Below are 13710 nucleotides of genomic sequence, written 5' to 3'. Positions count from 1 at the left end.
ATGTCAAATTCCCCTGTTGTAAAAGATTTTTTTCATGAAGATACGAACACTTTCAGTTACGTGGTGAGTGATCCAGCTACCCAGTCATGTGCAATTATTGACAGTGTGCTGGACTATGATGCTGCATCAGCCACAACTTCTACCACACATGCCGATCAGATCATTACCTATGTCAAAGCGCAGGGTTTAACAGTCGGGTGGATTTTAGAAACCCATGTTCATGCCGATCATTTAACTGCTGCACAATATCTCAAAACCGAATTAGGCGGAAAAATCGCCATGAGTCAGAGAATTGCTGCGGTACAAGAGACCTTTGCTGCGATCTATCATTTGGATATCAAACAATGGAATACCCAGCAATTATTTGATTATTTGTTTGATGATCATGAGCAATTTCTAATTGGTTCAATCGAAGCATATAACATTCCCACTCCTGGACATACACCAGCCTGCTTGAGTTATGTCATCGGTGATGCCGTGTTTGTGGGCGATACCTTGTTTATGCCGGATTATGGTACGGCACGCTGTGATTTCCCAAGGGGAAGCGCATCAATTCTTTTTGATTCAGTACAAAGTTTGTATCAATTGCCTGAGAAAACACGTGTATTTCTTTGCCATGATTATTTGCCTGAAAAGCGCGATACCTATATGTGTGAAACGGATATTCAGACTCAAAAAAATCAGAACATCCATATTCACGATGGCACGACCAAAGATGATTTTGTCGAAATGCGAAATAAGCGTGATGCAGGTTTAAGTATGCCTAAACTGATTCTGCCTTCGATACAGATCAACATGAAAGCAGGACAATTCCCTGAACGAGAAGAGAATGGTGTTTCTTATTTAAAACTTCCACTGAATTACTTCAAATAGGCAAATTTTAAGATTAAACAACAAGTTTTGTTTAATTGGTTTTGTAAGAGGGGGCACAGTAGCGATGTGGATGCTAATACTTGAAGGCTTAGTCATCGGTGGTTTGCTAGGGTTAACAGGTGCCGGTGGTGGCATTCTGGCTGTACCCGCACTGATGGCAAGCCAAGGATGGACGGTCGCACAAGCTGCACCTGTTGGATTGCTTGCGGTCACTTTATCTGCCTTGGTTGGAACATTTGAAGGCTTATTTAAGAAGATTGTACGTTATCGGGCTGCGTTTTGGATTGCACTGATTAGCATTCCTTCAGCACGTTATGGTGTGCATCTAGGAGGAATAATTTCTCCTGTATGGCTTACCTTGGCATTCAGTTTAGTCATGCTCGTTGTTGCTTACCGGATTTTTGTTAAAAAAGTGAATGACCACACAGGTGTGCTGTGTAAAGTTAACCAAACAACTGGTCGTCTGATTTGGAACATGAAAACTGCATTGTCTCTCGGCACCATTGGTGTCGTGGCAGGTTTATTGACCGGTTTGCTTGGGGTAGGTGGGGGATTCGTGATTGTTCCAGCACTGAGTAAAGTAACTGATCTTGATATGCGAAGTATTGTTGCGACCTCCTTGATGATTATTTTTCTGATTGGTGGTGTCAGTATTTCAGCTCATATTTTAGATGGTTTTCAATACCCCGTTTCGGTCACGCTGACTTTCGTTTTAGCTTGCATGGCTGGCATGTTGCTTGGTCGAAGTTTGATGCCTCTAGTTAAGAATAGTCAAATCCAAAAGGTTTTTGCCATAACTGTCATAAGCGTAGCATTTTATTTAATTTCTACAGTCATCATAACTTAATACAAGCAAGAGATTAGAGCCAAATTTAAAAACTGTATTTTAAAGACATGAATATTTAATCAGAGACCAGATTTCTATAGATCGGAAGAGGTGAAAAGTAATGAAAACAGCAGAGCAATTAATTTCAATGGCAAAAAGCCGAATTCAAGAAGTGACAGTAGAGGACTTACTTGAAGCCATGAAAAACCATAAAACAATTCTCATCGATGTACGAGAGCCTGAAGAGTTCCAAACAGCATCTATTGATCGCGCTGTGAACTATCCACGTGGGGTTTTAGAAATGCGAATCCATCAGCATCCCTTAGCCAGTCATCACTGCGATACTATTCAGGCGCTTGAGCATTTGAAGGATCAGCCGATTTATTTGATTTGTGGGACGGGTGGACGATCAGCTCTGGCTACAGATACTTTACAGAATATGGGTTTTACTCAGGTGAAATCTGTTCAGGGGGGATTTCAAGCATGGCTAGATCAGGGTTATCCAGTAGAGAAATAACTAGATTCCTATTTTAAGTCTAATCTAAGTTTATAGATATTCAAGTGAGAAAATCATGAAGTACAAAGAATTAACTCAAAATATTTCAGGCAGTTTAAAAACATTAGCACAGGATTCTCCTGATTTAATGAAAAGTTTTAATCAATTGTCACAAGTTGCAATGCGAGATGGTGTTATTGATCCTAAAACAAAAGAACTGATTGCTTTAGCGATTGGTGTTGCTGCACGATGTGATGGATGTATTGGTTTTCATGTCAGAACCCTAGTCAAAATGGGAATGACATTGCAAGAATTAGAGGAAGTGCTTGGTGTTGCAGTATATATGGGGGGCGGTCCTTCATTGATGTATGCAGCGAATGCATTGGAAGCATTTAAAGAATTCTCTGCTTAATTTCTTCAATCATTGGAAAACGATATGAACCAGCATTGGGATAGTCTTTATTCGCAAACACAGGATCTGTATGGCGTTTCGCCGAATCATTTTATTCAACAGATAGCAGATCAGGTCCCAATTGTGGGAAAAACTCTTGCTATAGCAGAGGGTGAAGGACGGAATATCCTTTATTTGGCTGATAAAGCGAAACAGCAAAATGATTCATTTTCGGCAGAAATATGGGATTACTCAAAAGTTGCTTTGCAACACTTATCTGCAAAAAACCAACAAGCTGGTTTTGACTTCACACTTAGAAATATTGATCTCAATGATGTCGAATGGCCAAGAGAGTGTTATCAAAATGTGATGTGTGTGTATGGGCATTTTGACGAAAATACTCAATTCAATGTTCTCACAGGGATACGTCAAGCATTGACAAACAATGGCTGGTTTATTGGAGAGCTTTATTCTAAAGAGCAGATTGATTATCAAACTGGTGGCCCGAAAGATATTAACTATTTGTACGATCCAATGTCGTTTCTATCAGTATTTAAAAATGATCATCTTTATCATTTTTATGTGGGTGAGCAGGAACGTCATGAAGGCAAGTTACATAACGGAAAATGCCATGTAATTCAATTTGCAATCCAAGTGAAGAAATAGAGCGTAAAACGGTTCAAGCACGGGCATGGCTCACATGCTCATTTTATAAAAAAGAGAGGTTTATGATGTCAACACGTTTTAATAATAAAGTGGCTTTAGTTACAGGTGCAGGTTCGGGTATTGGGCTAAGTACAGCGCTGCTTCTTGCTCAACAAGGGGCAAAAGTTGTTGTTTCAGATATTAATCTTGATGCGGCTGAGAAAGTTGCAGCTGAAATTATAGCTGCTGGCGGCCATGCTGTTGCGAATAAAACAGATACATCTCATCCTGAGGAAATGAAGCAAGCTGTTGAGTTTGCCGTGGAAAACTTTGGGGCTCTGCATTTAGCCTTTAATAATGCGGGTATCTTAGGTGACGTCAATCCGATTGCTGAGTTGAGTATAGAGGCCTGGCGTAGAGTCATAGATATTAATTTGAATGCTGTTTTCTATGGGCTGCATTATCAGATTCCAGTAATACTTAAGTCAGGTGGTGGAGCGATTGTTAACACCGCATCAATCTTAGGTTTAGTCGGGACAAAGAACATCTCAGCATATGTTGCGGCGAAGCATGGTGTGACTGGTCTGACAAAGACTGCATCATTGGAGTACGCTGATCAAGGTATACGCATTAATTCCGTTCATCCTGGTTATATCCAAACCCCATTAATTGGAGAATTTGAGGAATCAGAATTAGTGAAACTTCATCCAGTTGGCCGATTGGGTAAACCAGAAGAAGTTGCTCAAGTAGTGGCTTTTCTATTATCTGATGAAGCTTCATTTGTGACCGGCAGTCAATATACTGTTGATGGTTCTTATACTTCACAATAATAAATTAAATAAGAAAACCCTGCATCTGCAGGGTTTTCTTATTTTGTTCATGATAAATTACAGCTTCCATCCAGAATTTTATTTGGCTGAAATTAAACTGCAGATAAATTGTTCTGGTTCAATTTCTGCCGTTACCATGACATGAACACCAATATTTCTGAGTTTTTCTCGTAATCGATCGCCCATTCCCGTAGTTACGAATATATCCATAGGCAGCAGTTTTTCGAGCACTTCTCCAGACTGGGAAAAGGATTGCTCCTTTTCAACTTCGATAAGTTGTTTGTCAGTCACTTCTCCATCTTTTAATTCATATTTCCAGAATTTCCGACATTTTCCCGCATGGGGCGTAATATGACGCCGGTTCTGAGATGTAATCACAATAAACATGAAAATTTCTCCAAACCGATACGGTTATCTTTTTGCAGGTTCGTATCGGTTCTTAACGATTTTTAAATCACTCAAAATATGGCTCAGGCTCTTCAGGAAAGATTTTCCAATACAAACTGAGGTGACTTAATAAACAGTTTGATTAAAGCCTGTGCTGAACTTGATGGATGGCGAACTCCGCGTTCCCAACTTTCCAGCGTTCTTGGGGATATGCCAAGTTTAGATGCTAACTGTTGTTGAGAGATATTCATTTTTTTACGTGCCCTAATGATTTCCTGAGCTAATGTTAAATTAACGATATAAGGGAAATCATGATTGAAATTCACATGGTGCTGTTGAAGTAGATGCATAATATCCTCTTCTTTCCAAGGACCTAATAAGCAAGTTGAAGTAAGAATCTAAAGCTCATAGCAATCACCAATAAACTTAAGAAACCGACTAGCCATAACAAGATGAACCATTGAAATTTAGATAATTTCATTAGCAATTCCTTTAATGATAACCTTCATCTCCAACACGAACTTTATCTCTAAATACCCAATATGATAGGGCGGTATAGAGCAGTATGATTGGAATCAAGATCAGTGCCCCAATCAGTGCGAAAAGCTGGCTATTGGCAGGTGCAGCAGCATCCCAAATGGTAATTGAGGGCGGGATAATGTATGGAAAAATACTGATACAAAATCCTGTATAAGCCAGAAATACGAGTCCTAAGGTATATAAAAAGGGCATAGCTTGATTTTGCTTAATACATGATCGCACTGCTAAAACGGTACAAACTAGAACAAGTAAAGGTACTGGGCTAAAATAAATCAATTGAGTGGGATTAAACCAACGCTCAGCAATTTGTGGATGTGCGATTGGCGTATAGATACTGACAGCAATGAAAATAACCAATAAGCCAATCAAAAGCTTGGGCATTAATTTATACATATGCTTTTGTAGTTCGTCATCAGTCTTCATGATGAGCCAACCACATCCCAATGCTGCGTAAACGACTACAACACCCAAACCTGTAAATAATGAAAAAGGTGTTAACCAGTCAAAGCCACCACCAGCGTAGCGATTATCAACAATATCAATACCCTGAATATAAGCGCCTAAGATTACCCCTTGTAAGAAACTGGCAACAATAGAGCCCCAAATAAATGCATTATCCCAAATGTACTTTGTTCGATTGGCTTTGAAACGAAACTCAAAAGCCACGCCTCTAAAAATCAAAGCTATTACCATCAAGATGATAGGTAAATATAAGGCTGACAGAACCGCTGAATAGACGATAGGGAAAGCCGCAAAAAGACCAGCACCACCTAAAACCATCCATGTCTCATTACCATCCCAAACGGGGGCAACGGTGTTCATCATGACATCACGTTCCTGCTGATTTTTAATAAAGGGGAATAAAATCCCTATACCTAAATCAAAGCCATCAAGTACAACGTAAATAAAAACACCAACTGCAATAATGACAATCCAGATTAAAGATAAATCAATCATGAAGAAGCTCCTTGATCCTGATCATCAATTTTTTCATCAATGGCACTCAGAGGTCGCATTGGTGTTTTGAAATGGCCAACGCCTCCAATTTCTTCTGGTGCGTTATGTAAAAACTTAGGTCCTTTATGCATGAGTTTGAGCATGTAATAAATGCCCACACCAAAGACAATGAAATACACGATCACAAAAATAATCAGAGTTAATCCAACCTGTTCCGCCGAAACAGGAGAAAGGGCATCTTTTGTCCTCATAACGCCATAGATAATCCATGGCTGACGTCCTACTTCTGTGGTGAACCAGCCTGCGAGTAAGGCGATGAAGCCTGAAGGGCCCATCAGGATTGCAAAGCGATGAAACCACTTACTCTCATAGAGGCTGCCTTTTTTTCTGAGCCATAGGGCAGTGACTGCAAGGAAGAGCATAAGCATACCTAGCCCAACCATGATACGGAAACTCCAAAATACTATTGTTGAATTTGGGCGATCTTCAGGCGCAAAGTCTTTTAATCCTTTCACTGTCCCATTCATGGAGTGGGTCAGAATTAGGCTTCCTAAATGTGGAATTGCAATCGCATATTTCGTGCGTTCTTCTTGCATATCAGGAATACCAAATAAATATAAGGGCATCCCATGATCATGGTTCGTTTCCCAATGGCCTTCCATAGCAGCAAGTTTGGCTGGTTGATGTTTTAGGGTATTTAAACCATGGGCATCACCTATAAAAACTTGGAGGGGAGCTAAAATGAGGATTAACCAAAGTGCCATAGAAAATGATGTTTTGACTAATGCATCTCTACGGCCTTTGAGTAAATGCCAAGCAGCAGTAGCAGCAACAAGAAGAGCTGCCACTAAAAAGGCTGCAAGTGCCATATGGAATAAGCGATAGATAAAGGACGGGTTAAAAACAATAGCAAACCAATCTTGAGGTACTACAATTCCATTTTCAATGGTGAAGCCTTGAGGTGTCTGCATCCAACTGTTTGAAGACAAAATCCAGAACATTGAAATACATGTACCGATGGCGACCATCAATGTGGCAAAAAAGTGGGCTTTTTTGCCGACTCGACCCCATCCAAAAAGCATGATGCCTAAAAATCCAGCCTCTAAGAAGAAAGCACTTAGAACTTCGTAGCTCAGTAATGGGCCTGTTACTCCTCCTGCAAATCGAGAAAACTCACTCCAGTTTGTACCAAACTGATAGCTCATTACGACACCAGAAACGACACCCATGCCGAATGATAATGCAAATACTTTCACCCAGAATTTGAATAAATCATGATAAATAGAATCGTTTGTTCTAAGCCATCGCCATTCCAAAACAGCAAGAAAACTTGCCAGTCCAATAGAAATCGCAGGGAAAATAATATGAAATGACACCGTGAATGCAAACTGAATACGTGCTAACTCAAGTGCCGTAAAACCTAAGGTCATAGCAACTCTCCACATCCGAAGCGTGCTCTAGATTGCATATGCTCTGATATGAGTGTGCCTACACAGATACGTGCATTTTTTAATAGTAAAAACATAGTGATTAGTCTCTTCAACTAATTAAATTTTAAAACAATAAGGAATTGCCAATAAATTTAGACAGCAAAAGAGACAGGAGGTGCTCGACCTTGAGGGATCAGAAATAATTGTTTTAAAAGAAAGAAGATATGAAAGAAAGCTTCTTTAAAAGCTAATAACCGAACTTGAATTCTCACGACTACTTCTTTAACACCCATGTCTGGTAGTGGAACGACATGTGCGTAAACTACACAGTACTGACATTGATGATTTGCATCGTGATGATGGCTAGATAAAGTTTTTTGTTTGAGATGTGCATGATTAAGCTTTTCAGTATCATGATTAGCTAAATCCAACTCTTGATAAGAGTGATTATGCGTAGAATGATCTGAGCTATGCTCATGGTGAGAAGTATCTAATTGAAGTGCATGGACAATAGTTTCACAGACAGGAGAAATTTGATATTTCTCTGGAAGTAAAGGCTGTAGAAAAACAGCAATCTGTAACAAGATTGCAGAGAATGCTAGCAATCTTCCTAAAACCATGATCACTTAGATGGTCTCAATTATCCAAGTAAGGAAAATGGATTGTAGCAGAATATATATTTATTAAAAGTACATTGTATTAAATTGGAAGACTTTGATTTTTATTTAATTTTGTCTGCTTAAAGTATTTTAAAAATAGTTTTTTTGTAATTAAGTAGTTGATTTTAATCTGAATTAATTCAGATTAAAATCGTGCATGATTAATTTTGCTTTTAAAAAATAATGATTAAAATTTATAAAGTAAAGTAGGTGATAATATTTTCCCTACATTGTAGGGATATTTATTACGCATTCGATTATTATCAAAATCTTTGTGTTTTAAGATTTTCGATTTTTTAAAATTGAATTATTTCATCAGTTTTACTCATTAGATATCTTAAAGTAATAATGGTATTGTTAATTATTATTTTACAATTTATGTATTGAATTGAGAGCTGCATTTGTCCTTGCGATAGTTGCGATGTTGTTGCAAATAATCGTTTTTATGCAACCTTTACTACCAGAGAAATTTCAATTCTCACTGGTATGCGTAACTATTTCCGATTTAAAAGCTCAGATACAAAATCAAGAATTACATCATCAGCATGCATCACACCATCACGATGTCGAAACTGTTAAGTTAAAAACCGCACATCATCATCAGTTGGATCATCAATGTATGTTCTGTACTGCATATGGTCATTTGGTTGCAAATTTAGAGATTAATCTAAATCCAATTTTAGATCGAATTCAAATTCGTTTAATGTCTTTTCAGAAAGCATTTAAACATGTCTATTTTGTACTCCAGCGGCTTTTTTTAACTCCTCAGGGGCGTGCACCTCCTTTATTTGCTTAGGTTCCAACCTCTTATGTAAATGAAACATTGATGAAATGTTCCAATGGAAACTTATGCTTAAAAGGAATTGAAATGCCTGAATTCAAATTGAGCCCTTATTTAAAAGGGAATAATTCTATTTCTTTGGACAGAAACCTGACCGATGAATTTTATGGTGAGTATTCAGGCTACTCCGTGAAGCAAATTTATATTGGTGCACCAAGAAGTGTCGAACTTGGCGTCACATTTAAATTTTAAGCACCAGATTGCATAACCCTATATCAGCATATACACATTCAGAGTCACTTATGTCTAAATTTTTATTTCATCCACTGACGTGGAGTATTTTACTTGTTCAACTTTCAACCCAGGCAGTGTCGGCCGAAAATGAATCTACGTCAAATCAAATTGTAGCTCAACTGCCGAGTATTACGATGACCGCAGAAAAGCAGGATGAAAGACATAGTTCTTCACAAGCGATTACGCAGTTTAATCATGACTTGTTAGAAGTACCTTTTACTAAATCACATGTATCAGCACAAGATATCCAAAACCATAATGTTCAACGTATCAGTGATGCGCTGTCGTTTGTAAATGGTGTGGTTTATCAAGATAGTTATGGTGGAGGTTTTTGGGACAATTACTCATTTCGCGGATTTAGTACCGATCCGAATATGGGTACGATTTACATGCGTAATGGTTTGAGTTCTGTGAGTGGTATCCATACCACACGAGATATGGTAAACATTCAAGCGATTGATTTCTTGAAAGGCCCAATGGCGGCGATGTATGGGCAAGGTGCGATAGGGGGGATTATGAATATCACCACTAAGCAACCTGAATGGGAGAAGAAAAGTAATTTAAGTTTGAGCGGAAGTACACTTGAAGAATATCGAGCAGCCTTAGATACCACGGGCGCGATTAATCAGGATTTGGCTTATCGCCTAGGGCTTGCCTATGAAAATAATCAAAGCTTCCGTGATCATGTTGATAATCAGCATTATTACATTGCACCACAATTAGCATGGAAAATTTCAGAGCAAACCCAGTTGAATCTTGATACTGAGTTCTCAGAGTCTAAAGGTGTTTTTGATCGTGGTGTACCGATGGTCAATGGAAAACTTCCAATCAATAAGAAAACCTTTTTAGGTGAGCCAAGCGATGGTGATATTGAGATTAAAGATCAAATGTATCAACTGCGTTTAAACCATGAATTTAATGAGGATTGGAACAATACAACGGCAATCACATATAGTCATGGCGAACGTGCAGGTACTTCAACCGAAATTTCGTCCATTGCATCAGATGGAAGAACAGCAAATCGCTTCCGTCGCTCCCGTCAATTTGAGACAGATACTACAAACTTTCAATCTATCTTAAGAGGTAAGTTTGATACTGGGGTAATCAGACATGAACTGGTGACAAATGTCGAAGCAGGTCATTATACGATTGATCAACTGCAACGACGGAGTGCTGTTGGGGCTTCGAGTCAGATTGATATTTATAATCCCGTGTACGGTCAAAATATTTTGCCATTAACCCGAATCACTAAAGATACAAAAGAAACTCAAGATATGTTTGGGTTTAACGTTCAAGATCAAATTTTCTTGAATGATCAATGGAATGTATTGATAGGTGGTCGTTTTAATCGTTTAGAACAACAAATTGATGATCATCGAATTGGAAAGACATCAAAGCAAGCTTTCACACCATTTACGCCACGTGCAGGGATAAATTATCAGCCTACTGAGAAGTTGTCTTTCTACAGTAACTGGGGGAAGGCATTTGAACTGAATACAGGGTTGAATAAGGACAATGAACTGTATGAACCAGAGAAAACAGAAAGTTGGGAAGTGGGTGGTAAATATAAGTTTTTACCGCAAAGTTGGTTCGGCCTAACGTATTTTGATATGGAAAAACAACATCTACTCACTGAAGGCATTACTGATAGCTATGTAGATAGCGGAAGAGTACAAAGCCGTGGTGTTGAGTTAGAACTACAACATCAATTCACGGACAAGCTACGTGTTAATGCTAACTATACTTTTACAGATGCTGAAATTGTAGAAAGTGAAGTTGAGGATAAGGGCGCAAGGCTAAAAAATATTCCAAAACATACGGCAAACTTAAGTACTGACTATCAATTTGACCTTGCAGGGCATGATGCGGGCTTGGTTGGCAACATTAATTACTACGGTAAACGCAGTGCAAATTATATTGATAATGGAACCAGTCTTCCTGATTTTACTGTCGTTAATATTGGGGGCTATGTACAGCTACGACCAGACCTGCGTGCGCAACTGAATATTGATAATCTCTTTGATCAAGATTACTACGTCGCAAGCTATACAAACTATTGGGTGCAGGTGGGTGAAACGCTCAAAGCAACACTCAGTCTAAATTGGAAATTCTAGTCTGTGGAGTCAGGAGGGGTGGTGGTCATAGGGCGTGACGGCTCCTTCATAGTTGCTAAGAGATATAACTTATGAAAAATACATTATTATGTTCTTTTGTTTTTGCTAGTTTGTGCCTCGGATGTAGTCAATCTGAACCTGACCCTAAATCGAGAGAAGCTTCGACCAAAGCGATTAAAGTAATTGATCCTGAATTACAGAAATGGGTGGGTCAATATAAAGGCATTTTACCTTGTGCGGCTTGTACTTCTTTTTGTGAAGGGTGCGAAGGTATGATTGTCAATTTGGATGTTAAGGAAAACCAGACATTCAAATTGGTTAGGACCAGTAATAGTGGACACAATAAACCTGAAATACACGAAGGAAAATTCATATTCGTTGATAACGGAAAACTTAAAATTCAGCTCAATGGTGTATCTGAGCGAAATACAATTTTATGGCAGCAGGACTCTGTAGAAGTTCTGGATACCAAGACTGGTTTACCTTACGAGGCTTATTTAGATTTTGAATTAACGAAGAAAACTTAATGAATAGCTCCCACTTTTATATAAAAGGTAGGAGCTTAAACGGTTAGTTAAGCTTTTTTCTTTTTAATGCCACAAATAAAGATAGCGACTAATGCTACAACTAGACTTAAACCAAATAAAGGCAGTAGTAGCCCAAGAATAATCAATATAGTTCCTAGAGTAAGTCGTTGAAGTGTTTTTGCACTTTTCCACGTACTTAAGAACAAATTTGAAAACTGTATTGTCGTCTGTTTGAGGCTTGTTCTTTTGTACCAAGCTAAATATGCATAAAGAATCATTATACATAGTGCTAGTGAGTAAATGAGGAGTATCAACTGGTTTATCCAACCAAATAAAATTCCGATGTGAGCATCGACACCCCAGCGTGTCAATTTAGCAATTAAAGGAAAGTCATCAAAATAAAGCTGATCAATTACGTTGTGGTTTGAAACGTCGATTGCAATGCTATCTGCTTGAGTAGGCCAACTGCGTTGAATCTCAGAAATACTCCATACTTGATCTTCTTTTAAAGGTGGTTTTATTTGTACCTGAGAAGCATCTATTCCATGCTTTCTAGCGAGATCTAATGCTATGTCGAAATCACCAGAAGTGACTTGTACGGAAGCATGATTATGTACCATTGAATGATCTTCATGGTGCATAACCATTTTGGATGTAGGTTCGGCTTTGATAGATGTTGATAGAACAGGTGTCTGCCAACTTAGCGCTTGGCGAAATACTCGAATATTTTCACCCGCATATTCAGACCATGTTAAGCCAGTCACTGCTACAAAAAGTAGTAATGGGAAAAAGACTAAGCCAATAGTGCTGTGTTTTTGGATATATTTATTATGCTTGATTTGTTTATTCTTATATTCTTTTTGGCGTATATACCATTGGTAAAAGCCAGTAAATATCAAGACAGCTAACCAACTTGCTGCGAGTTCGCTATAAAATCGTCCCCAGTTTCCTAACAATAAATCTCGATGTAAGTGATCAAGCTTAGTCCTAAACGGAAGTAAACCACTTGTGCCATATACAGTTAACTGACCTTTTACTTCAAGTGTATATGGGTCAATGAAGATGGCTTCATTTTGCAACCCTAATTCAGGATCTGAAAAAATAATCCGTGTCGTCTGATTTACTGCTGGTGATGGACGTACTTCAGTTATTTGTGAAGTAGGGGATAAAAATTGCTTAGCTTTTTCAATTTGCAGGCTAAGAGGTTGTTCTTTTGAATTATTTTGCTCGATGTATAGAACATCTTTATACATATTTTTTTCAATTTGCGGTGTAGCTGCATAAAAAAAACCAGTTAGAGCAGCTATAAAAATAAATGGGGCAATAAAAATACCAGCATACGCATGTAGTAAGCGAACTAAAGTTTGCCAAAGATGAAAATTCATTCTGGAACAATAACAAATTATAAGTGTGAAACCTTACTAGAATTTAAAGCATATATATATCCTTTTTTTGAACAAAAAATATTTTTTGAGATTTTTTAGACTATTTGGGCTTTGTTGCACAAATATTTTGAAACTAGAACTGTCCTCAACTATTTAGATTTAAGTGATAACTCAGGTGTGAGATTGACTTAATTCATTGAATCTATTTAGTACTGTTACACGTGCATGAATTTCTTTGACTTGACTTAGAAAATTCCTTGTAGTCAGTTTAACTCTTAATAATTTGATAAAATACATCTTAGTTTCTACCAAGCTTCTGGGATGATAACCAGCCCACTTTTTCCAAATAACCCTTTCGATGTCTTTGATTATTTTTAATAACCTATTCTTCTCAAAAACTTCATTTGTCTGTCTTTCCAAGGCTTGGGCATTCTTTCTTGGCGGAATCACCGCATATGCTTACCGATCCGAGATTACTTGTCGGCAGAATTTAGTATCATAAGTTCCATCTGTATAAACAAAATCAATCTGCTCACCCAGTGGAATTTGAGCAAGTAGATCTCTCAGTAGAAATT

At 38.1% G+C, this 13710-nt stretch carries 16 protein-coding genes and 1 pseudogene; 10 read left to right on the top strand and 7 right to left on the bottom strand.

The window, feature by feature from the left end; all coding sequences use genetic code 11:
• The 6 genes from B1201_RS01960 (at position 1) to B1201_RS01935 (ending at position 4061) form a co-directional block, all read left to right on the top strand.
• A complete protein-coding gene (locus tag B1201_RS01960; RefSeq protein WP_078192117.1) occupies positions 1-873 on the top strand; it encodes an MBL fold metallo-hydrolase in 873 nt (290 codons plus the stop codon).
• Positions 874-937: 64 nt separating this feature from the next.
• On the top strand, positions 938-1720 hold the full coding sequence (locus B1201_RS01955) for a sulfite exporter TauE/SafE family protein (RefSeq protein ID WP_078192116.1): 783 nt from the start codon (positions 938-940) through the stop codon (positions 1718-1720).
• 100 nt (positions 1721-1820) lie between these two features.
• Positions 1821-2216, top strand: a complete 396-nt coding sequence (locus tag B1201_RS01950) for a rhodanese-like domain-containing protein (RefSeq protein WP_078192115.1) — start codon at positions 1821-1823, stop codon at positions 2214-2216.
• A 55-nt stretch (positions 2217-2271) separates the two neighbouring features.
• Positions 2272-2607, top strand: a complete 336-nt coding sequence (locus B1201_RS01945; protein ID WP_078192114.1) for a carboxymuconolactone decarboxylase family protein — start codon at positions 2272-2274, stop codon at positions 2605-2607.
• 24 nt (positions 2608-2631) lie between these two features.
• On the top strand, positions 2632-3252 hold the full coding sequence (locus B1201_RS01940) for a methyltransferase domain-containing protein (protein ID WP_078192113.1): 621 nt from the start codon (positions 2632-2634) through the stop codon (positions 3250-3252).
• 62 nt (positions 3253-3314) lie between these two features.
• Positions 3315-4061, top strand: a complete 747-nt coding sequence (locus B1201_RS01935) for an SDR family NAD(P)-dependent oxidoreductase (protein ID WP_228144738.1) — start codon at positions 3315-3317, stop codon at positions 4059-4061.
• A gap of 78 nt (positions 4062-4139) precedes the next feature.
• Here B1201_RS01935 and B1201_RS01930 read toward each other — a convergent pair whose 3' ends face one another.
• The 5 genes from B1201_RS01930 to B1201_RS01910 all read right to left on the bottom strand — a co-directional run bounded on the left by B1201_RS01930 (position 4140) and on the right by B1201_RS01910 (position 7995).
• Positions 4140-4448 (bottom strand): NifB/NifX family molybdenum-iron cluster-binding protein, encoded by a 309-nt coding sequence (locus B1201_RS01930; RefSeq protein WP_004859482.1) that lies wholly within the window; start codon positions 4446-4448, stop codon positions 4140-4142.
• Positions 4449-4540: 92 nt separating this feature from the next.
• Positions 4541-4798 (bottom strand): helix-turn-helix domain-containing protein, encoded by a 258-nt coding sequence (locus B1201_RS01925; protein ID WP_078192112.1) that lies wholly within the window; start codon positions 4796-4798, stop codon positions 4541-4543.
• A gap of 142 nt (positions 4799-4940) precedes the next feature.
• Positions 4941-5945, bottom strand: a complete 1005-nt coding sequence (gene cydB / locus B1201_RS01920; protein ID WP_078192111.1) for a cytochrome d ubiquinol oxidase subunit II — start codon at positions 5943-5945, stop codon at positions 4941-4943.
• Entirely contained in the window at positions 5942-7375 is a 1434-nt protein-coding gene (locus tag B1201_RS01915; RefSeq protein ID WP_078192110.1) for a cytochrome ubiquinol oxidase subunit I, read from the bottom strand. Before B1201_RS01915 ends, cydB begins: the two co-directional genes overlap by 4 nt.
• 152 nt (positions 7376-7527) lie before the next feature.
• Complete coding sequence (locus B1201_RS01910; RefSeq protein ID WP_078192109.1) at positions 7528-7995, bottom strand: DUF2946 domain-containing protein; 468 nt, start codon at positions 7993-7995, stop codon at positions 7528-7530.
• A gap of 484 nt (positions 7996-8479) precedes the next feature.
• On the opposite strand from B1201_RS01910, the gene B1201_RS01905 reads away from it, so the two are divergent.
• The 4 genes from B1201_RS01905 (at position 8480) to B1201_RS01895 (ending at position 11750) form a co-directional block, all read left to right on the top strand.
• On the top strand, positions 8480-8830 hold the full coding sequence (locus B1201_RS01905; RefSeq protein ID WP_228144737.1) for a DUF2946 domain-containing protein: 351 nt from the start codon (positions 8480-8482) through the stop codon (positions 8828-8830).
• A gap of 72 nt (positions 8831-8902) precedes the next feature.
• Positions 8903-9067, top strand: coding sequence for a hypothetical protein (locus B1201_RS16895; RefSeq protein WP_171263707.1), 165 nt, complete (start codon positions 8903-8905; stop codon positions 9065-9067).
• 50 nt (positions 9068-9117) lie between these two features.
• Positions 9118-11223, top strand: coding sequence for a TonB-dependent receptor (locus B1201_RS01900; RefSeq protein WP_078192107.1), 2106 nt, complete (start codon positions 9118-9120; stop codon positions 11221-11223).
• A gap of 71 nt (positions 11224-11294) precedes the next feature.
• Positions 11295-11750 (top strand): copper resistance protein NlpE N-terminal domain-containing protein, encoded by a 456-nt coding sequence (locus B1201_RS01895; protein ID WP_078192106.1) that lies wholly within the window; start codon positions 11295-11297, stop codon positions 11748-11750.
• Between the two features lie 47 nt (positions 11751-11797).
• On the opposite strand, the gene B1201_RS01890 is transcribed toward B1201_RS01895, so the two are convergent.
• A complete protein-coding gene (locus tag B1201_RS01890; protein WP_078192105.1) occupies positions 11798-13135 on the bottom strand; it encodes a PepSY-associated TM helix domain-containing protein in 1338 nt (445 codons plus the stop codon).
• Between the two features lie 171 nt (positions 13136-13306).
• Positions 13307-13705, bottom strand: a pseudogene (locus tag B1201_RS17105) (transposase); the annotation flags it as partial.
• Between the last annotated feature and the right edge of the window lie 5 nt (positions 13706-13710).

It is taken from the genome of Acinetobacter sp. ANC 5600, from assembly GCF_002018395.1.
Classification (GTDB): Bacteria; Pseudomonadota; Gammaproteobacteria; order Pseudomonadales; family Moraxellaceae; genus Acinetobacter; species Acinetobacter amyesii.
This window is presented reverse-complemented; position numbering and strand designations above follow the sequence as displayed.